This window comes from Roseomonas sp. CECT 9278, assembly GCF_918698155.1.
Lineage (GTDB): Bacteria > Pseudomonadota > Alphaproteobacteria > Acetobacterales > Acetobacteraceae > Neoroseomonas.
Genome location: NZ_CAKKLX010000024.1, coordinates 46,697 through 65,516, shown reverse-complemented (window position 1 = coordinate 65,516; position 18,820 = coordinate 46,697). Strand labels below are relative to the sequence as shown.

19 protein-coding genes are annotated in these 18,820 nt (G+C 72.8%); 14 read left to right on the top strand and 5 right to left on the bottom strand.

Going from position 1 to position 18,820, the window contains the following annotated elements; genetic code table 11:
* Positions 1 to 156 precede the first annotated feature (156 nt).
* On the bottom strand, positions 157 to 1,134 hold the full coding sequence (locus LQ222_RS16115) for a tripartite tricarboxylate transporter substrate binding protein (RefSeq protein WP_230167850.1): 978 nt from the start codon (positions 1,132 to 1,134) through the stop codon (positions 157 to 159).
* 191 nt (positions 1,135 to 1,325) lie between these two features.
* Here LQ222_RS16115 and LQ222_RS16110 point away from each other — a divergent pair, with 191 nt between their 5' ends.
* From LQ222_RS16110 to rsmA, 14 genes are all read left to right on the top strand, one after another.
* Entirely contained in the window at positions 1,326 to 2,027 is a 702-nt protein-coding gene (locus LQ222_RS16110; RefSeq protein WP_230167849.1) for a glycosyltransferase, read from the top strand.
* Positions 2,012 to 2,662, top strand: coding sequence for a DUF3047 domain-containing protein (locus LQ222_RS16105; RefSeq protein WP_230167848.1), 651 nt, complete (start codon positions 2,012 to 2,014; stop codon positions 2,660 to 2,662). Before LQ222_RS16110 ends, LQ222_RS16105 begins: the two co-directional genes overlap by 16 nt.
* Entirely contained in the window at positions 2,652 to 3,497 is an 846-nt protein-coding gene (locus LQ222_RS16100; RefSeq protein ID WP_230167847.1) for a DUF547 domain-containing protein, read from the top strand. The genes LQ222_RS16105 and LQ222_RS16100 overlap by 11 nt, the downstream gene beginning before the upstream one ends.
* Positions 3,498 to 3,557: 60 nt before the next feature.
* Positions 3,558 to 4,118, top strand: a complete 561-nt coding sequence (locus LQ222_RS16095; RefSeq protein WP_230167846.1) for a chromate transporter — start codon at positions 3,558 to 3,560, stop codon at positions 4,116 to 4,118.
* The gene (locus tag LQ222_RS16090) at positions 4,115 to 4,639 is read left to right on the top strand and encodes a chromate transporter (RefSeq protein ID WP_230167845.1); all 525 of its coding nucleotides are present in this window, start codon (positions 4,115 to 4,117) and stop codon (positions 4,637 to 4,639) included. The genes LQ222_RS16095 and LQ222_RS16090 overlap by 4 nt, the downstream gene beginning before the upstream one ends.
* Positions 4,636 to 5,904: a Coenzyme F420 hydrogenase/dehydrogenase, beta subunit C-terminal domain gene (locus tag LQ222_RS16085; protein ID WP_230167844.1), complete on the top strand. Its 1,269-nt coding sequence runs from the start codon at positions 4,636 to 4,638 to the stop codon at positions 5,902 to 5,904. The genes LQ222_RS16090 and LQ222_RS16085 overlap by 4 nt, the downstream gene beginning before the upstream one ends.
* The gene (locus LQ222_RS16080) at positions 5,901 to 6,224 is read left to right on the top strand and encodes a hypothetical protein (RefSeq protein ID WP_230167843.1); all 324 of its coding nucleotides are present in this window, start codon (positions 5,901 to 5,903) and stop codon (positions 6,222 to 6,224) included. The genes LQ222_RS16085 and LQ222_RS16080 overlap by 4 nt, the downstream gene beginning before the upstream one ends.
* A 39-nt stretch (positions 6,225 to 6,263) precedes the next feature.
* Complete coding sequence (locus LQ222_RS16075) at positions 6,264 to 7,673, top strand: FAD-binding oxidoreductase (RefSeq protein ID WP_230167842.1); 1,410 nt, start codon at positions 6,264 to 6,266, stop codon at positions 7,671 to 7,673.
* A gap of 22 nt (positions 7,674 to 7,695) precedes the next feature.
* Entirely contained in the window at positions 7,696 to 8,553 is an 858-nt protein-coding gene (locus tag LQ222_RS16070; RefSeq protein ID WP_230167841.1) for a glycosyltransferase family 2 protein, read from the top strand.
* 42 nt (positions 8,554 to 8,595) lie between these two features.
* Positions 8,596 to 9,747 (top strand): LPS export ABC transporter permease LptF, encoded by a 1,152-nt coding sequence (gene lptF / locus LQ222_RS16065; protein WP_230167840.1) that lies wholly within the window; start codon positions 8,596 to 8,598, stop codon positions 9,745 to 9,747.
* Complete coding sequence (lptG, locus tag LQ222_RS16060; protein ID WP_230167839.1) at positions 9,744 to 10,868, top strand: LPS export ABC transporter permease LptG; 1,125 nt, start codon at positions 9,744 to 9,746, stop codon at positions 10,866 to 10,868. The genes lptF and lptG overlap by 4 nt, the downstream gene beginning before the upstream one ends.
* A 5-nt stretch (positions 10,869 to 10,873) precedes the next feature.
* Positions 10,874 to 13,123: an LPS-assembly protein LptD gene (locus LQ222_RS16055; RefSeq protein WP_230167838.1), complete on the top strand. Its 2,250-nt coding sequence runs from the start codon at positions 10,874 to 10,876 to the stop codon at positions 13,121 to 13,123.
* Positions 13,124 to 13,234: 111 nt separating this feature from the next.
* Positions 13,235 to 14,578: a peptidylprolyl isomerase gene (locus LQ222_RS16050; RefSeq protein ID WP_230167837.1), complete on the top strand. Its 1,344-nt coding sequence runs from the start codon at positions 13,235 to 13,237 to the stop codon at positions 14,576 to 14,578.
* 4 nt (positions 14,579 to 14,582) lie between these two features.
* Positions 14,583 to 15,422 (top strand): 16S rRNA (adenine(1518)-N(6)/adenine(1519)-N(6))-dimethyltransferase RsmA, encoded by an 840-nt coding sequence (rsmA, locus tag LQ222_RS16045; protein WP_230167836.1) that lies wholly within the window; start codon positions 14,583 to 14,585, stop codon positions 15,420 to 15,422.
* Positions 15,423 to 15,437: 15 nt separating this feature from the next.
* On the opposite strand, the gene LQ222_RS16040 is transcribed toward rsmA, so the two are convergent.
* The 4 genes from LQ222_RS16040 to LQ222_RS16025 all read right to left on the bottom strand — a co-directional run bounded on the left by LQ222_RS16040 (position 15,438) and on the right by LQ222_RS16025 (position 18,799).
* The gene (locus LQ222_RS16040; RefSeq protein ID WP_230167835.1) at positions 15,438 to 16,022 is read right to left on the bottom strand and encodes a glutathione S-transferase family protein; all 585 of its coding nucleotides are present in this window, start codon (positions 16,020 to 16,022) and stop codon (positions 15,438 to 15,440) included.
* A 4-nt stretch (positions 16,023 to 16,026) separates the two neighbouring features.
* Positions 16,027 to 16,950: an AEC family transporter gene (locus LQ222_RS16035; protein WP_230167834.1), complete on the bottom strand. Its 924-nt coding sequence runs from the start codon at positions 16,948 to 16,950 to the stop codon at positions 16,027 to 16,029.
* Between the two features lie 106 nt (positions 16,951 to 17,056).
* Complete coding sequence (gene gmk, locus LQ222_RS16030) at positions 17,057 to 17,680, bottom strand: guanylate kinase (protein WP_230167833.1); 624 nt, start codon at positions 17,678 to 17,680, stop codon at positions 17,057 to 17,059.
* 213 nt (positions 17,681 to 17,893) lie between these two features.
* Positions 17,894 to 18,799 carry a YicC/YloC family endoribonuclease gene (locus tag LQ222_RS16025; RefSeq protein ID WP_230167832.1) on the bottom strand — a complete coding sequence of 302 codons (906 nt, stop codon included), beginning with the start codon at positions 18,797 to 18,799 and terminating at the stop codon, positions 17,894 to 17,896.
* Positions 18,800 to 18,820: the final 21 nt, after the last annotated feature.

The window sequence follows — 18,820 nt, the reverse complement described above, 5'->3', positions numbered from 1 at the left end:
TCGTCTTCGGGCCACCAGCCCTTGCTTTCAGCGGCCTGCTTGTCCGCTGCGTGCGTGACGAAACCCACGCACTTCGCGGGCAGGACACATGAGCCGTTCCCGACCGGGCCGGCGTGCCCGGCCGGGCAACGGCGTGCGCAGCGGCGCGCGGCGCCGTCAGTCCACGGTGATGTTCGCCTGCCGGATGACGGTCGCCCAGCGCTCGCGTTCCCAGCGGATCAGCCGCGCGAAGGCCTCGCCATCCATCGAGGACGGCTCCGCGCCCTCGTCGCGCAGCCGGCGGATCACGTCGGGATCGGACAGTGCCTGGCGCATCGCGGCGAACAGGCGTTCCTTGATCGGCGCCGGCGTGCCGCGCGGCACCAGCAGGCCGTACCAGGCGGTCGCCTTGTAGCCGGGGATGGTGTCGGCGACGGTCGGCACGTTGGGCAGCACGCCCATGCGCGTCTCGCCGGTCACCGCGATGGGCCGCAACTGCCCGCCATTCAGCAGCCCGACCACGGAGGGCAGGGTGGTGATCATGAAGTGCAGATGGCCCGCGACCACGTCGGTCAGTGCCGGCGCGGCGCCGCGGAAGGGTACGTGCTCGGCGGTCAGCCCGGCCATCTGCAGCATCAGCGCCGCCGCCAGGTGGCTGGCCGACCCGTTGGATGCGCTGCCATAGGTGATGTTGCCGTTGGCGGCGCGGATCTCGGCCAGCAGTTCCGGCAGGGTCTGCGCGCGCGACTTCGGCCCGACCACCACCACCAGCGGCGCATCCGCCACCAGGCCGATGGGTTCCAGGGCACGCTCGGGGTCGATGCGCATGTTGCGGAACAGGGTGACGTTCACGCTCATGGGCCCGTGGTTGCCCATCAGCATCGTGTAGCCGTCCGGACGGGCGGTGGCCGCAGCCTCGGTGGCGATGTTGCCGCCGGCGCCGGGCCGGTTCTCGACCACCACCGGCTGGCCCAGGATGCCCTGCATCGGCCCGGCCAGCGCGCGGGCGATCAGGTCGGTCCCGCCGCCCGGCGCGAAGGCCAGCAGGATGCGCATCGGTCGGTTCGGGAAGGTGGCGTCCTGCGCGGCGGCGGGCAGGGCCATGAGGGCAGGGGCGCCGCCGAGGGCGCTCAACAGGGTGCGGCGGGTCGGCATGGGGCGGAGCCTTCCAGGTGGTGGGCCGCGCGCTGCGCGGTCGCGGTCGTCTACCGTTCCCCGCCGCCGATGGAAATGCCCGGCGCCTGCGGGCCAACCGTAACCGGGCCTCGGCTTCGCGCGAAACCGGGCCGATGACCGGCACTGCCCCCCCCAGGCCCGACACGCCATGCCGCCCCGACGCGCGGGGCATGGTTTCCGTGGTCATCCCCACGCTCAACGAGGCGCCGCGGATCGCGCCCCTGCTGGCCGCCCTCAGGGCCGATCCCTGGCCGTCGGAGGCGATCATCGCCGATGGCGGCAGCGAGGACGGCACCGCCGGCGCCGCCCGCGCGGCCGGCGCGACGCAGGTGCTGGTGGCGCCGCGCGGGCGTGGCGCGCAACTCGGCGCCGGCCTGGCGCTGGCCCGGGGCGAGGCGGTGCTGATGCTGCATGCCGATACCCGGCCGCGGCGCGGCATCGTCACCGCGGTCGGCACGGCGCTGGCGGCCGCCCCGCAGGCGGTGGGCGGGAACTTCCGGCTGCTGTTCGACGGCGGCACCGGCTTCGATGCCTGGCTCGGCGGGTTCTACGCCTGGCTGCGCCGCCGCGGCCTGTTCTACGGGGATAGCGGCATCTTCGTCCGCCGCGCCGTGCTGGAGGCGGTCGGCGGCGTGCGGCCGATTGCGCTGATGGAGGATTACGACCTGGTGCGTCGGCTGCGCACGGCCGGCCCGTTGCTGTGCATCGCCGATCCGCCACTGGTCACATCCTCGCGCCGCTTCGCCGGGCGGCATCCGGCGCGCATCGTTGCCGGCTGGGCCTGGCTGCATGCGCGGCACCTGGCGGGGGCGGATGCCGCGCGGCTCGCGCGGGCGTATGATTCGGAGCGGCGGCGATGCGCCGGCGGCTGATCCTGGGCGCCTGCGCCATCGCACCCGTGCGGGGTGAGGGCGCCGATGCGCTGGCGGCGGCCGGCTGGCGCTTCATCGCCGCGCCCGGGCGGCGCGCCGCGCGCGCCTGGCAGGAGGCCGACGCGACGCTGGTGATGGAAGCCGACCGCGCCGTGGGCTTCCTGGTGCGGCCGCTGACGCCGGCCGAGGCGCAGGCGCCGCGCCTGGCCTGGCGCTGGCGCGTCGATGCCGCGCCGCCGGCGAGCGACCTGTCGGTGGCCGGCGCCGATGACCGCCCTGCGGCGGTGCACCTGGCCTATCCGGCGGCGGGCGGGTTTCCCTCCTTCGGGTCGCTGCTGGGCCTGGGTGCGTTGTCGGGGCGGCTGCTGTCCTATGTGTGGGGCGGCACGGCCCCGCCGGGCACGCGCCTGGCGACGCCGGGCAGCCGTGGGCGGGCGGCGCAGGTGGTGCGGCGCGGGCCGGAGGCGCCGCTGGGCACCTGGCTGGCCGATGCGGCCGAACCGGCGGCGGATTTCCGCACCGCCTTCGGCGAGGCCGCGCCGGCGCCGACCCATGTCATCTTCTCGGTCGATACCGACGACCTTGGCGGGCGGGCCCTGGCACGCCTGGCCGCGCCGGAATTCCGTGACCGCTGATCGGCGCGCGGTGGTGCTGGCGCTGGCCGGCGCCGGCCTGCCGGGCCCGGCGCGGGCCAACCGGTTCGAGGCCCTGTTCGCGCCGCGCGCCCGGCTCTGGTCACGCTGGGCCGCGCATGATCCCGGCGCGACGCTGCAGGTCGACCACGCCGCCTGGGATGGCCTGCTGCGGCGCCATCGCCGCGCCGGTGCGGATGGGATCGCGCGCTTCGCCTATCGCGCCCTGGCGGCTGACGGGCGCGCGGTGCTCGATGGCTACCTGGCGATGGCGCAGGCGGTGCCGGTCTCGCGCCTGCCGCGGGACGGGCAGTTCGCCTATTGGGTCAACCTGTACAATGCGCTGACCGTGCGGGTGGTGCTGGATGCCTGGCCGGTGCGCTCGATCCGCGACATCGACCTGGGCGGCAGCCTGCTGATCGGCGGGCCGTGGGACGCGCCGCTGCTGCGCATCGAGGGCGAGGCGGTCAGCCTCAACGCCATCGAGCACCGGATCCTGCGGCCGATCTGGCGCGACCCGCGCATCCACTACGTGGTGAACTGCGCATCGCTCGGCTGCCCGGACCTGCCGGAGCGCGCCCTGACGCCCGCCAATGCCGCGCTGCTGATGGCGCAGGGCGCGCGCGGCTATGTCAACCATCCGCGTGGCGTGACGCCGGGCCGGCGCGGGCTTGCGGTGTCGAGCCTGTTTGCCTGGTTCGCCGCGGATTTCGGCGGCTGGGACGGGGTCGTGCCGCATCTGCTGGAACACGCCGCGCCGCCGCTCGCCGCGGCGATCAGGGCGGTGCCTTTCCTCGATGGCTTCGCCTATGACTGGGCGCTCAACGACGCGGCTTGAGAGGCCGCCGGCCTTTGGGGGGATTGCCTTGGCGCCGGCGGCCATGTCCCCTGCTGGCGCATGACCGATGCCCAGCCCGCGCGCCCCGTGCCGACCCTGGCCGACCTGTTCCTGACCTATGGCCGCATCGGGCTGATCGGCTTCGGCGGCATCAATGCCTGGGCGCGGCGCGTGCTGGTCGAGGAAAAGCGCTGGCTGTCCGACCAGGACTATGCCGAGACGCTGGGCCTGGGCCAGGTCCTGCCCGGGCCCAATGCGCTGAACGCCGCGATCATGGTGGGCGACCGCTTCCACGGCACGGCGGGGGCCATCGCCGCGCCGGTAGCGCTGTTCGGCGGGCCGCTGATCCTGCTGGCGGGGCTAGCGATGTTCTACGATGCCTATGGCGAGGTGCCGGTGGTCAAGGCGGTGCTGGCCGGCGTGGCGGCGGCGGCGGCGGGCATGGTGTTGGGCACCGCGGCCAAGATGACGCAGAAGCTGAAGCCGCCGCCCACGCTGCTGGCCGTGGGGGTGTGCGCGCTGGTGGCGGCGGGGGTGCTGCGCGTACCGCTGCCCTATGTGGTGCTGGGGCTGGCGCCCTTCGGCATCGCGGCGGCCTGGCGGGCGTTGCGCGCGAAATGACCGCCACGATCTTCTGGCAGCTGGTGCTGGGCTTCGGCGCCATATCCCTGGTCTCGGTCGGCGGCGGCATCGCGGTGCTGCCCGAGATGCACCGCCTGGTGGTCGATGTGCATGGCTGGATGAGCAGCGCCGATTTCGCGCAGCGCTTCGCCCTGGCGCAGGCGGCGCCGGGGCCGAACGTGCTGGTGGTGGGGCTGTTCGGCTGGCATGTCGGCGGGGTGCTCGGCATGCTGACGGCAACGCTCGCGATGACGCTGCCGACATCCTTCATGGCCTTCGGATTCTCGCGGCTGCGCGCGCGGCTGGCGGGGCGGTTCTGGCTGCGGGTGGTGGAACGCGGCCTGGTGCCGATCGCGGTCGGGCTGATCGGCGCGTCGGGGCTGATCCTGGCGCAGGGCACCGCGACGGGGTGGCTGCCGGCGGTGCTGACGGCGTGTTCGGCGGTGTTCGTGTGGCGGACGGATTTTTCCCCGTTGTGGGTGTTGGGCGCGGGTGCGGTGATCGGCGTGGCATTCCTGTGAGCATCACCACGCCGCCGCTGCGCGATGCCGCGCCGCGCGGGCTGTGCACCGATTGCGGCGTCTCCCGCATGGCGGATGCCAAGGCCTGCGGCACGGCCTGCCAGTTCATCCAGCCGGACTACGCGGCGCTGGAGGCGCGCGTGCATGGCCGCGCGCGCGACCCGGCGCGCCCGGACGAAGCGCATTTCGGCCCGTTCCGCCGCATGGTCCGCGCCGCGCTGCGCCCGCCATCGGGCGGCGCGCAATGGACCGGCATCACCACGCGCATCGCCGAACGCCTGTTGGAAACCGGCGCGGTCACCGCCGTGCTGACCATGGCGCCCGATCCGGACGACCGCTGGAAGCCGGTGCCGGTGCTGGTCACGGACGCGGCGGACCTCGCGCAGTGCCGCGGCATGCGGATGGGCTACGCGCCGCTGCTGGCGCTGCTGGAACCGGCCGCGGCGGCGGGGCACAGGCGCGTGGCGATCATCGGCATACCCTGCCAGGTCTATGCGCTGCGCGCGCTGGAAGAACGCCTCGGCTTCGAGGAGATCTTCGTCATCGGCACGCCCTGTTCCGACAACACCACCACCGGCAATTTCCACAAGTTCCTCGCACTGGTGGACCCGTCGCCGGCGACCGTGACCTACCTGGAATTCCGCGCCGACTACCATGTCGAGATCCGCCACGCCGATGGCCGCAAGCGCGAGATCCCGTTCCTGCTGCTGCCGCTGGCCGACCTGCCGGGCGATTTCTTCCCGCTGACCTGTCGCACCTGCGTGGACTACACCAACGTGCTGGCCGACATCACGGTCGGCTACATGGGCGGCACCGGCGCGCAGTGGCTGATCGTGCGGAACCCGCGCGGCGAGGCGCTGCTGTCGTTGCTCGGCGACGAGGTGCTGGTGGAAACGCCGCGCGATTCCGGCCGCCGCAGCGCCGCCGTGCGCGGCTTCATGGCGAATACCGAACGCGCCGCCGGCGGCCTGCCGCTGCGCCGCATGCCGAACTGGGCGCGCCCCATCGTGGCGTGGCTGCAGCCGCGCATCGGGCCCCGCGGCCTGGAATTCGCCCGCGCCCGCGTCGAGATGAAGGCGATCGAGACGGTGCTGCATCTGCGCCGGCAAAAGCCCGCGATGATGCGCAACATGATCCCGCGCCATGTCTGGGCGCTGGTGGAACGCTACGGGCTGAAGCCCAGCCCCGGCGAGACGCGCGACAGCCTTGCGCCGCCGCCGGCCGGCGCGCAGAAGGCCGCGACAACCGAAGGACCAAGCCCATGATGGACAAGGACGCGCTGACCGCCTGGGCGCTGGCCAACGGCTGGACGATGGTCGGCGGCAACCCCTCGCTGACCAAGCCGTCCTCGCCCAAGGAGGCGATCGTGCGGATGCTGCTGAAGGCGACGGTGGTGACGATCGAGGCGAAGAAGCCCGCCGGGAAGTGGGAGAAACTGTCCTCCGAACCCTACGGCAAGATCGAGCCCGACCCCGAGGGCGGCCCGCCCCAGGGCCTGGGCTTCGGCAAGTTCCCCAGCCTGACCATGCTGATGCAGGAAAATCGCGATCGCCAGGTGTTTGCCCGCATGGGCGGCGGCGGCTGAGATTGACCGGCGGGCGGCTGGCGCGGCACACCGGGCGTCATGTCTGACCTGCCTGACGCCCTCGCTGCCCTGCTTGGCCCGACCGGCCTGCTGACCGACCCGGCCGACATCGCCCCCGCGCTGTCCGACTGGCGCGGGCTGTATCGCGGCGCCGCGCTTGCGGTGCTGCGCCCCGCGAACACCCAGCAGGTCGCGGATTGCGTGCGGATCTGCGCGCAGGCGGGCATCGCCATCGTGCCGCAGGGCGGCAATACCTCGATGGTCGGCGGCGCGACGCCGGAGGGCAACGGGCGCTCCGTCGTGCTGTCGCTGGCGCGGCTCAACCGCATCCGAGACATCGACCCGATCGACATGACCATGACCGCCGAAGCGGGCGTGGTGGTGAAGACCGCGCAGGACGCCGCGGCCGAGGCGAACTGCCTGTTCCCGCTGTCCTTCGGCGGCGAGGGCACGGCGATGATCGGCGGCATCCTCTCCACCAATGCCGGCGGCAACACCACGGTGCGCTACGGCAATGCGCGCGAGCTGATGCTGGGCCTCGAAGTGGTGCTGCCCGACGGGCAGGTCTGGAACGGCCTGCGCCGGCTGCGCAAGGACAATACCGGCTACGCGCTGCGCCATCTGTTCGTGGGGGCGGAGGGCACGCTCGGCATCATCACCGCCGCCACGCTGCGGCTGTTCGCGCGCCCGCGGGTGAACGAGGTGCTGTTCTGCTCGGTGGCCGACGAAGCCGCCGCGCTGGCGGTGTTCCGCCGCTTCCGCGACGTGGACGAAACCGCCATCCGCGCCTTCGAATACATGTCGGGCCTGGGCGTCGATTTCGCGGTGAAGCACATCCCGGGCGTCACGCTGCCGGTGGCCGAACGCGCGGACCATTACATCCTGGTCGACCTCGCCTCCACCCGCGCCGACGCCGACCTGATGGGATTGGCTGAGCAGGTGCTGAACGCCGCGCTGGAATCGGGCGAGGTGCTGGACGCCGTGATGGGCGGCAGCGAGGCGCGGCGTGCCGCCCTGTGGCGCATCCGCGAGGAACACCCCGAGGCGCAGCGCAAGGAAGGTGCCAGCGTCAAGAACGACGTCTCGGTGCCCGTCAGCCGCGTGCCGGAGCTGATCCGCCGCGCCTCCGCCGCCTGCGAGGCGCTGATCCCCGGCATCCGCCCCGTCCCCTTCGGCCATATGGGCGACGGCAACATCCACATGAACCTGGAACAGCCGGTGGGCATGGACCCCGACGCCTTCCTCGCGCGCAGCCACGACATCATGGACACGGTGAACGCGGTGGTGCGCGACCTCGATGGGTCGTTCTCCGCCGAACACGGCATCGGCCGGCTCAAGACCGACATGATGGAAGCCTGGCGCGGCGGCGCCGAGCTCGCGACCATGCAGCAGATCAAGTCAGCGCTGGACCCGCGGGGCGTGATGAATCCCGGCAAGGTGCTGCCCTGAAGGCGCGGCGCCGGGCCGGCGCGTGACCGCCGCCGCGCGCGTCACGGTGGTGACCGTGACGCATGACAGCGCCGACGCGATCGGCGGCTTCCTCGACTCGCTGCCGGGCGCCCTGGCGCTGGTGGTCGTGGACAATGCCAGCGGCGACGGCACGGCGGATCGCGTCGCCGCCGCGGCGCCGCGCGCGACCATCATCCGCAACGCCGTGAACCGCGGCTTCGGCGCCGGCTGCAATGCCGGGATGGACCGGGCGGGCACGGAATTCGTGCTGCTGCTCAACCCCGATGCGCGCCTCGCGCCCGGCGCGATCGACGCCCTGGTGGCCGCCGCCGATGCCTGGCCCGACGCCGCCATCCTGGCGCCCGCCATCCTGGGCGCGGATGGCCGCCGCGTGCGATCCACCGATGCCGCGCAGAAGCGCCGGCGCCGCCTGCCGCGCCGGCGCGACGGCGAGCCCTGGCCGGAGGGGCCGGCCTGCGTCGAATTCGCCTCCGGCGCGGCGATGCTGCTGCGCCCGGCGGATGCGCTGCGCTTCGACGAATCGCTGTTCCTGTTCTACGAGGACGACGCCATCTGCGCCGCCGCCCTGGCCCGCGGGCGCGCGGTGATCCATGTGCCCGGCGCGGTGGTCACGCATGCCGGCGGGCGGTCCTCGGCGCCGTCGCTGCGGATCCGCTGGCGCAAGGCCTTCCACATGGCGCTGTCGCGGCAGATCTATCGCGCCCGGCACGATTCCACCGATGCCGGCGCGCGGCTGCTTCATCACGCAGGCAAGGCGGCCGGCCACGGGCTGACGCTGCGCGGCACAAGGGTGGTCGAGGACCTGGCGGGGCTGGCCGGCACCCTGGCGTGGCTGAGCCGTCCGCGCACGGGTCCGTGAGGCTTTCGGCGCCGGCCACAAACCTCTAGGTTCCCGGCGCCGATGACCAGGATCGACCGCTACCTGTTCCGCCAGCTCGCCCTCGCCCTCATTGCCGTGACGGTGGGGCTGGCGGCGCTCGTGTGGCTGACGCAGTCGCTGCGCTTCATCGAGCTGGTGCTCGACCGCGGGCTGTCGCTCGTGGTCTTCGTCGAGCTGACCAGCCTGATGCTGCCCTCCTTCTTCGCCGTCATCCTGCCGATCACCACCTTCGTGGTGGTGCTGTTCGTCTATGTGCGCCTGGCGGGCGACCGCGAACTGGTGGTGATGCGCGCGGCCGGGCTGTCGCAATGGCGGCTCGCGCGGCCGGCCGTGCTGCTCGCGACGCTCGCGACGGCAGCCTGCATGCTGCTGAACCTGTGGCTGGTGCCGGTCAGCCACACCGCCTTCCGGCAATGGCAGTTCGAGATCCGCAACCAGCTGGTCGGCGTGCTGCTGCAGGAAGGGGTGTTCAGCCAGGTGGGCAACGACCTCACGGTCTATGCGCGCTACCGCGACCCTGACGGCACGTTGCGCGGTATCCTGGTGCACGACCAGCGCGATGCCGGCGCGCCGGTCACCATCCTGGCCGAGCAGGGGCGCATCTCCGTCGCGGCATCGGGCCCGCGGGTCACGCTGCTGAACGGCGTGCGGCAGCAGGTGGAACGCGCGCCGGCCAACGCGGCGCCGGGCACGCCGCCGCTGCGGTTGAACATCCTGTCCTTCACCGAGAACAGCCTCGACCTGGCGCGCGCCTCGCGCGGGGAGGAATCGCGGTCGCGCGATTCGCGCGAGCGTTCGGTCGCGGAACTGCTCAACCCCGACCCCGAGGAAGGCCTGCGCGATCGCGAGGTGCGGCGCTATTTCGCCGAGGCGCACCAGCGCCTGTCGGGGCCGCTCACCGCGCTGTCCTTCGCGCTGGTGGGCCTGGCGGTGGCGCTGACCGGGGAATTCCGCCGCCATGGCGGCGGGCTGCGCATCGCGGTGGGCATCTCGCTGGTGGTCGGGCTGCTGGCGCTCGGGCTCACCGCGGGCAACCTCGCCGCGCGCGACAATGCCTGGGTGCCGCTGATCTGGCTGCAGACCGTGCTGCCGGGTGTGATTGCCGCCTGGTGGCTGGCCGGCGCGCCCGGCTGGCCGCGCCCCGCGCCACCCCCGGTGCCGGCCGCGCCATGACCTTCGCGCGCACGCTGATGATCTACGTCGCGCGGCGCTTCGCCACCATGACGGTGGCGATGCTGGCGGCGCTGGCGGGCCTGGTGGCGCTGTTCGACCTGATCGAATTGCTGCGCCGCGCCGCCACGCGCCAGGACGCCACCTTCGCGCTGGTCGGGCAGATCGCCGCGCTGCGGCTGCCCTTCGTCGCGATGCAGATCCTGCCCTTCGCGATCCTGCTGGGCGGCATCATCGCGTTCTGGCGGCTGACCAGGTCATCGGAGCTGGTGGTGGCGCGCGCCGCCGGCGTCTCGGCCTGGGGGTTCCTGGCGGGGCCGGTGGCGGTGGCGGTGCTGCTGGGCGCGGTTGCCACGGCGGCGATCTCGCCGCTGTCCTCGGCGATGCTGGCGCGGGCCGAGCGGCTCGATTCGCAATTCCTGCGCAACACCAGCGGCATCTCGGCGCTGGCGGGCGGGCGGCTGTGGCTGCGCCAGGCGGATGCCGGGATCGACCCGCGCGGCGTCGCGATCCTGTCCGGCCGCCCGGTCGCGCTGCGCGACCTCAGGGCCGGCGAGGCGTTTCGCCTCGATGACGTCAGCGTCTGGCGGCTGTCCGCCGAGGATCGGCCGCTGGCGCGGGTCGAGGCACCCTCGGCGGTGCTCGCACAGGGCCGCTGGATCATTCCCGACGCCGTGGTGTTCGGCGCCGACCGCATGCCGGCACCCGCGCAGCGCCTGGAATTCCCGACCGACCTCACACCCGCGCGCATCCAGGATTCCTTCGCCAGCCCCGACACGCTGTCCTTCTGGGCGCTGCCCGATTTCATCCAGGTGCTGGAGAATGCGGGCTTCTCGGCGGTGCGCCACCGGCTGCATTTCCAGTCGCTGCTGGCGCTGCCGTTGCTGGCGGCCGCGATGGCGCTGCTGGCGGCGGGGTTTTCCATGCGCTCGTCGCGCCGCGGCGGCGTGGCGCAGATGATCGGCGGCGGCGTGGCCGCCGGCTTCGCGCTGTTCGTGGTGGACAAGATCACCGGCGAATTCGGCGAGGCCGGCACGCTGCCCGTGATCTTCGCCGCCTGGGCCCCGGCCGGGGCGGGCTTCCTGCTGGCCACCGCGCTGTTGCTGCACCTGGAGGATGGCTGACCGTGATGTTCCGCCGGGGCGCCCTGGTTATCCTGCTGGCCACCGCCGCGGCGCCGGCGCTGGCCCAGCAGGGCGCGCTGCCGCCGATCGTGGCGCCGCAGAATGTCGCCCCTGTGCTGCCCGGCCAGCCGGCCCCCGCGCCGGCCGCTGCCGCGCCGCCCGCCCAGGACCAGCCCGTCACCTTCACCGCCGAGGAAGTCGAATACGACCAGAATCGCGCCCTGGTCATCGCCCGCGGGCGGGTCGAGGCCTGGCAGGGCAACCGCGTCGTGCGCGCCGATGAATTCACCTATGACCGCAACACCGGCATCGCCACCGCGCGCGGCAATGTCCAGCTGATCGAGGCCGACGGCCAGGTCATCTTCGCCGACAGCGTGGTGCTGGAAAACCAGTTCCGCGACGGCGTGATCGAAGGCTTGCGCGGGCTGCTCGCGCAGAACGGGCGCGTCGCGGCGAACAGCGCGCGGCGCACCGGCGGGTCCATCTTCGACCTTTCGCGCGTGGTCTATTCCTCCTGCGATCCCTGCCAGGAGGATCCGCTCGCGCCGCCCCTGTGGCAGGTGCGCGCACGCACGGCCACGCTGGACCAGGCCGGGCGCCAAGCGCGATACCGCGACGCGGTGGTGGAATTCGCCGGCATCCCGACCTTCTGGACGCCCTACCTGCAGCACCCCGCGGGCGATGCGCCGCGGCAATCGGGCTTCCTCAGCCCGACCTTCGGCATAACCAACTTCCTGGGCGGCTTCGTCGAGACCCCCTACTACTGGGCGATCGATCCGACGCAGGAACTGGTGCTGCGGCCGCAATTCGCGACGCGGCAGGTGCCCAACCTCGGCCTGGAGTATCGCCGCCGCTTCAACTTCGGCGAGATCGAGGCGGAAGGCTCGCTGGGCTACCTGAACGGGGATGACGACACGCCCGAGGGCTTCGCCGGGCACATCTTCTCGCGCGGGCGCTTCGCGTTGGACGAAACCTGGCGCGCGGGCTTCGACTTCAACCGCGCCAGCAGCGAGGACTACCTGCGGATCTATCGCTACGGCGCGCGCCGGCGGCTCGATTCCAGCGTGTTCACCGAGGGGTTCTGGGGCTCGGATGCCTATGCGCGCGTCGATGCGCGCATCTTCCAGGGGTTGCGCCCGTCGGACGACACCAGCCTGATCCCGACGGTCGGGCCGAACATCTACCTCGATTGGCGTGCCCCGGTGGATGCGCTGGGCGGCACGCTGACCTTCGACACCTGGAACTTCGCGGTGTTCCGCAGCCAGGGCACCAACACGCAGCGCGGCGCCTTCCGCCTGGGCTACGAATTGCCGATGAACGACCGCCTCGGCGGCATCTGGACGGTGCGGGCGCAGTCCGACATCGCCTCCTATGCCTTCACCGACCTCGCGCTCGCGCCGAACAATTCCACCACGGCGAATGACGGCACCGCGGCGCGCGCCAATATCCGCGCCGCACTCGCCTGGCGCATGCCCTTCATCCGCCCGGCCGGCGCCTATGGCCACCAGGTGATCGAACCCATGCTGCAGGTGGTCGGCGGGCCGCTCACCGGCAACCAGTCCTCGGTGCCGAACGAGGACAGCATCGACTTCGAATTCACCGACGCCAACCTGTTCAGCCTGAACCGCTTCTATGGCCGCGACCGCCAGGAAGGCGGCACGCGCATCGACTACGCGCTGCGCGGCGCCTGGTACTTCCCCAATGGCGGCATGATCGAAGGGCTGGCCGGCGCGTCGTATCGCACGCAGCGCGATGGCGGGCCTTTCTATGCCGGCAGCGGGGTCGAGAACCGCGCCTCGGACTACGTGGCGCGGGCGCGGGTGATGCCGACGCCATGGCTGGAATTCCTGGGCCGCGGGCGCTTCGCCAACGAGAATGGCGACCTGCGCTTCATGGACCTCGCGACCAATGTGAGCTTCGAGACGCGCACGACACTCACCGCCGGCTACCTCTATACGCCCGCGGTGCCCTATCTGACGCCTGTGCAGGATCGCAACGAAGTCGCCTTCGGCATCCAGCAGCAATGGGGCAATTGGCGGATCGGCGCCTTCGGCCGCTACGACATCGAGATCAACCGCCCGGTCGTCGCCACCGCATCGATCGCCTACGAGGACGAGTGCTTCCTGTTCGAAGCCCGCTTCCTCAAGCGCTTCGCCGAGGATCCGGCGACCAACAACCTGTATCCGGCCAATACGGTCCTGCTGTTCCGCATCGGCCTCAAGACCATCGGCGATGTGGGCTTCCGGGCCATCTGACCGGGGCGGCTGAAATGTTTCGCCCGGCCCTGCCCGCCCCGGCGGCAGGGTCGCCATCCCGGCCGCAGCGCGCTTCCCCGCGCCTGCCCCGGGTCGTATGAAGGCAGCGTCATGACAGTCGCGATGCACCCCTCCCTCCGCACACCGCTCCTGGCCCTGCTGGGCGCGGCGGTGATCAGCCTGTCCGCCCCGGTCGCGCCGGCGCGGGCCCAGGCCAATCGCGTCGCCGCGGTGGTGAACGGCGATGTCATCACCGCGAACGAGGTCGCGAGCCGCCGTCGCCTGCTGGCGCTCACCGCGGGCATGACCGGCGACGCGCCCGGCCGCGCCAACGACCAGATCCTGCGCCTGCTGGTCGATGAGCGCCTGCGCACGCAGGAGGTCGCGCGCCGCCGCATCCCGGTCACCGATGCCGACATCGCCGGCACGGTCGGCGACATCGAGAACCGCAACGGCCTGCCGCCCGGCGGCCTGCGGGAGAACCTGCGCCGCGCGGGCATCGACCCACGCGTGCTGTACGACCAGATCCGCGCGCAGATCGGCTGGAACCGGCTGCTGCGCGGCCAGCTCGGCAATCAGGCGCAGATCTCGGAAGCCGAGATCAACGACTATGTCGCCGCCGGGCGCGCGCGCACCGGACAGCCCGAATTCCTGGTCTCCGAGATCTACATCCCCGTCTCCAACCCGGCCCAGGAGGCCGAGGTCCGCCGCTTCGCCGACGACGTGATCGCGCGCCTGCGCCAGGGCGCGCCCTTCCCGATGGTCGCGACCCAGTTCAGCCAGGCGCAGACCGCGCTGCTGGGTGGCGACCTCGGCTGGGTGCAGCCGGAACGGCTCGACCCCGAAGTGGCCGCGGTGGTGCGCCAGATGCCCGAGGGCGCGGTCTCCAACCCGATCCGCGTGCCCGGCGGCTTCGTGATCGCGCAGCTGCGCCAGAAGCGCACGGCGGGGCGCGACATCGCCACCATGCTGTCGCTCCGCCAAGCCTTCTTCCCCTTCGAGGGCCAGGTGAACCCGGCCGCGCCCACCGCCCAGCAGCTGCGCCAGGTCGAGGCCGGGCAGCGCCTGTCGGAGACCGCGCGCAGCTGCGACCAGGTGGAGGCGGCGGCGCGCGGCGGGCCACGCCCGGCCGACCCCGGCCAGGTGCGCCAGGACACCATCAACCCGCCCGAACTCCGCGAATTGCTGGCCAGCCTGCCGATCGGCCGCCCGACCCAGCCGATCATCTCGCCCGATGGCGTGCTGATCATCGCGGTCTGCGCGCGGGAGACCCGCAACCTGGCGGAATTCACCCCCGAACAGGCACGCGACCGGCTGTTGCGCGAACGCGTCGAACTGATCTCCCGCCAGGTGCTGCGCGACCTGCAGCGCCGCGCGCAGATCGACATCCGCAACCAGGCCCCCGCCGCCACCACGCCGCCCGCCGCCGGCACGCCGCCCCAGCGGCGCGGCTGATCGTTTGACCGACGACGGCCTGCCCAGCCTGCGCGAGACGGTCGCGCGGCACGGCCTGGATGCGCGCAAGGCGCTCGGCCAGCATTTCCTGCTGGACCCCGCGGTCTGCGGGCGGATCGCGGCGCTGGCCGGCGACCTCGATGGGCGGCAGGTGCTGGAGATCGGCCCCGGCCCGGGCGGGCTGACGCGCGCGCTGCTCGCGACCGGCGCGGCGCGCGTGGTGGCGGTGGAGCTCGATCGCCGCGCGGTGGCCGCGCTGGCGGCGCTGGAGGCCGCGCATCCAGGCCGGCTCAGCGTGGTCGAGGGCGATGCGCTGCGCATCGATCCGCCCGCGCTGCTGGCGGCGCCGCGGCGCATCGTGGCGAACCTGCCCTACAACATCGCCTCGCCCCTGCTGGTCGGCTGGCTGCGCGCCGCCGCGGCGATCGAGGGCATGACCCTGATGTTCCAGCAGGAGGTGGCGGAACGCATCTGCGCCGCGCCGGACACGCCGGCCTATGGGCGGCTCGCGGTGCTCGCGCAGTGGCGGTGCCGCTGCGAATTGCTGCTGCGCCTGCCGCCCGGCGCCTTCAGCCCGCCGCCCAAGGTGTGGTCGGCGGTGGTGGGCTTCGTGCCGCATGCCGAGGATCCCGGCCCGGCGCTGTTTGCGGCGATGGAGCGCACCACGGCGGCGGCCTTCGGCCAGCGCCGCAAGATGCTGCGCGGGTCGCTGAAGGCGCTCGGTGACGCGCCGGGGCTGCTGGCGGCGGCGGGCATCGACGGCGCGCGGCGGGCGGAGACGCTGAGCGTCGCGGAGTTCGACACGCTGGCGCGGCTGGTGGCCGCGCGGTCCCCGGCGGGCTGACGCCCGCGCCGTGCGTCACGCCGGCAATTCGTAGCCGATCGCGGATTCGACGGCGATGGTCCGCTGCACGGCGGGGCGCGCCATCATCCGGGCGTAGTGCGCCGCCAGCGCCGGGAAACCCGCGGCGGCCTCCGGCGCGCCGCCACGGAAGCGCCAGAACAAGCGGAACAGGTGGATGTCGGCGATGCTCATGCGATCGCCCACGGCCCAGGCGCGGCCGGCCAGGCGCGCCTGCGCGATCGCCCAGGCGGCGCGCGCAGCCTCGATCCCCTGCCGCCGCGCCGGATGCACGGTCGCGGCCAGGAAGGACATCCAGGCGACGACATGCGCCTCGGCTTCCGCGCCGCCCTCCGGCAGCAGCCCGGCCTCGGGGTGGCGCCGCGCGAGGTAGAACAGGATGCCCGCCACCTCGGTCAGCGGGCGCCCGTCGACCAGCAGCACGGGCACGCGGCCTTCGGGGTTGAGCGCGAGGAAAGCGGGTTCACGCTGCTCGCGCCGCGCGAGGGAGACCGCGCGGATATCGAAGGCGGCGCCGAGTTCGTGCAGCGCGATGTGCGGCGCCATGGAACTCGCCCCGGGGGCGAGGAACAGCGTCAGCACGGCGTCACCCCCTGAACCAGGCCAGAACCGCCGCCAGCGTGAACACCGACACGATGGTCGACACCAGCACCGTGGCGCCCGACCGCTCCGCCCCCACCGCGTAGCGCCGCGCCAGCATGAAGGCATTGGCCCCCGTGGGCAGCGCCGCCGTGGTCACCGCCACCGCGGTCTCCAGCGCACCGAGCCCGAAGGCGATGCACAGCCCCCAGACCAGCAGCGGCAGCACCGCGAGCTTCAGCACCAGCGACCACGCCACGTCGCCGAGCGACCCCGCCAGGCGGAACGACGCCAGCGACCCACCCAGGCAGAACAGCGCCAGCGGCGGGCTCGACGCGCCGATCAGCTCCAGCGTGCGCCGCATCGCGGAGGGCACCGGCAGGCCGAGCGTGCTCCAGGCCAGCGCCACCACCACCGCCATCACGATCGGGTTGCGCAGCACGCCGCCGAGCGTCGCCCGCAGCACCCGCCCCAACGGCGCATGGCGGTGCAGGCCAAGCTCCGCCACCACGGTGCCGAGGCTGAGCAGCACCATCGAATGCAGCGCGATCAACGCCAGCAGGATGGCCAGGCCCGACTGCCCATAGGCCGCCGCGGTCAGCGGAATGCCCATCATCACGGTATTGCCGAAGGTGCAGTTGAGCGCGAACAGCCCGCCCTCGGCCAGGTTCAGCGACAGATGCCGCAGCGCCAGCCACAGCGCCGCGCCATAGACCACCAGCGCGGCCAGGAAGAACACGAAGGCGGCCGGCCCGCCGCCGGTATTGCCCGAGGTGCCGCCGGCAAACAGCAGCGCCGGCGAGGCGAAGGTGAAGGTGAACCAGATCAGCGTGCGGAAGCCGGCCTCGTCCACCCATTTCCAGGCCGCCGCGCCCCAGCCCAGCGCGATGATCGCGAAGACCGGCGCGACGATCTCGATGATGATCGCCACGCGCTAGCGCCCTGTCCGGTCGCGATGGCCCACGGCAACGTCCCTGGCGCCTGTCGTCACGACCATCTTCACCCAACCGGCTGAGTCCATCGGATCGGGACCTGCCCTAGCCGGCCAGCAGCCCGGCGATGAAGCCGGCCATGCCGGGCTGGCGCCGGCGCTCGGTGCGCGCGGCGTGCAGGATGGCGCGTACCTGCGCCACCGTCGCGTCGAAGTCCCGGTTGACCACCACGTGGTCGAATTCATCCCAGTGGGTGATTTCCTCACGCGCCGCGGCCATGCGCCGCGCGATCTCGACCTCGCTGTCCTGGCCGCGGCCGCGCAGCCGGGCTTCCAGGTCGGGCAGGGAGGGCGGCAGCAGGAAGATGCCGACCACATCCTCGGGCAGCACGGCCTTCATCTGGCGGTGGCCCTGCCATTCGATGTCGAACAGCACGTCGCGCCCGGATGCCAGCGCGGCTTCGACCGGCCCGCGCGGCGTGCCGTAGGCACGGCCAAGGAAGCGGGCATGCTCCAGGAATTCGCCGGCGGCGGCCATCGCGTCGAAGGCTTCCGGCGACTTGAAGAAATAATGGACGCCCTCCTCCTCGCGCGGGCGGGGCGCGCGGGTGGTGGCGCTGACCGACAGCGAGAGGTCGGGCTCGGTCTGCAGCAGGGCGCGCGATACCGAGGTCTTGCCCGCCCCGGGTGCCGCCGCGAGCACCAGGCACAGGCCGCGCCGCGCGATCACGACGCCGGGCGCCTTGTATTGTGCGTCGCAGCAATCCAGATGCCGGAGTGGGTTGGGGAGGAACGCAGCACAGGAGGCTTCACGATGCTGTACCCGACGCTTGCCATCATCCTGACCGCGCTGGTGGCCCTGCAGGTGGCTGCCGCCATCCTGGTCGACCGCGACCCGTCGCTGCCGCTGCGCCTGCCGGAGGACTGATCCGCCGCCGCGGCGTCATTCGACATTGGCCGACTGCTCCTTCAGTCGTTCGATCGCCGCCTTCAGCTCGAGCCCGATGCGGGTCAGCGCCGTGCTGGCCGACTTGCTGCACAGGGTATTCGCCTCGCGCACGAATTCCTGCGTGAGGAAATCGAGCTTGCGGCCGATCGCCTCGCCCGAGGCCAGCAGCCGCCGCGCCTCGGCGATATGGGCCGAGAGGCGGTCGAGCTCCTCGCGCACGTCGGACTTCGTCGCCAGCAGCGCGACCTCCTGCGCCAGGCGGTCCTCGGAGACGCGGCGCTCGCCCTCCAGCAGGGCGGCGAGGCTGTCGCGCAGGCGGGCGGCGTGCAGGGCGGGCTGGCCGGCGGCCTCGGTCGCCGCCAGGTCGCGCAGTGCCACCACTTCGTCCAGCAGCACGCCCAGGATCTCGGCGAGCTTCGCGCCCTCGGCGCGGCGCGACGCCACCAGCCCCTCCAGCACGCGGGCGAAGGCGGCGGCGATAGTGGCGCGCTTCGCCTCCTCCTCCGCCTCGTCCGGTTCCACGCTTTCGGCGCGCAGCACGCCGGGCAGCGTCAGCAATGCCTCGGCGCGCGGCGGCGGGCAGCCGGGGATGCGCGCCGCCAGGTCGAGAGCGATGCGCAGCGCCTGGTCGAGCGCCGCCGGGTCGGGCGTGAGGCGCGCACCGGCACGTTCCTCCCGCTTCACGGTCAGCGTCGCCGAGACATTGCCGCGCTTGAGCGCCCGCCCCGCCGCTTCCTTCAGCGCGGATTCCAGCGCGTCGAAGCCATTGGGCAGGCGCAGGCGCACATCGAGGCCGCGGCCGTTGACGGAGCGCAATTCCCAGATGAAGGAGGATCCGTCGGGCAGCGCCCCGCCCTCGCGGGCGAAGCCGGTCATGGAGGAGAGGGGGTGTGCGGCCATGGCGCCGCTTCTCCCCCCGGA

What these genes read in the sequence shown, in the direction of transcription:
- LQ222_RS16025 (WP_230167832.1), bottom strand. Translation starts at nt 18,799, where the DNA reads ATGGCCGCACACCCCCTCTCCTCCATGACCGGCTTCGCCCGCGAGGGC.
- LQ222_RS16055 (WP_230167838.1), top strand. Translation starts at nt 10,874, where the DNA reads ATGTTCCGCCGGGGCGCCCTGGTTATCCTGCTGGCCACCGCCGCGGCG.
- lptF (WP_230167840.1), top strand. Translation starts at nt 8,596, where the DNA reads ATGACCAGGATCGACCGCTACCTGTTCCGCCAGCTCGCCCTCGCCCTC.
- LQ222_RS16050 (WP_230167837.1), top strand. Translation starts at nt 13,235, where the DNA reads ATGACAGTCGCGATGCACCCCTCCCTCCGCACACCGCTCCTGGCCCTG.
- LQ222_RS16090 (WP_230167845.1), top strand. Translation starts at nt 4,115, where the DNA reads ATGACCGCCACGATCTTCTGGCAGCTGGTGCTGGGCTTCGGCGCCATA.
- LQ222_RS16095 (WP_230167846.1), top strand. Translation starts at nt 3,558, where the DNA reads ATGACCGATGCCCAGCCCGCGCGCCCCGTGCCGACCCTGGCCGACCTG.
- LQ222_RS16080 (WP_230167843.1), top strand. Translation starts at nt 5,901, where the DNA reads ATGATGGACAAGGACGCGCTGACCGCCTGGGCGCTGGCCAACGGCTGG.
- LQ222_RS16105 (WP_230167848.1), top strand. Translation starts at nt 2,012, where the DNA reads ATGCGCCGGCGGCTGATCCTGGGCGCCTGCGCCATCGCACCCGTGCGG.
- LQ222_RS16075 (WP_230167842.1), top strand. Translation starts at nt 6,264, where the DNA reads ATGTCTGACCTGCCTGACGCCCTCGCTGCCCTGCTTGGCCCGACCGGC.
- lptG (WP_230167839.1), top strand. Translation starts at nt 9,744, where the DNA reads ATGACCTTCGCGCGCACGCTGATGATCTACGTCGCGCGGCGCTTCGCC.
- LQ222_RS16115 (WP_230167850.1), bottom strand. Translation starts at nt 1,134, where the DNA reads ATGCCGACCCGCCGCACCCTGTTGAGCGCCCTCGGCGGCGCCCCTGCC.
- LQ222_RS16110 (WP_230167849.1), top strand. Translation starts at nt 1,326, where the DNA reads ATGGTTTCCGTGGTCATCCCCACGCTCAACGAGGCGCCGCGGATCGCG.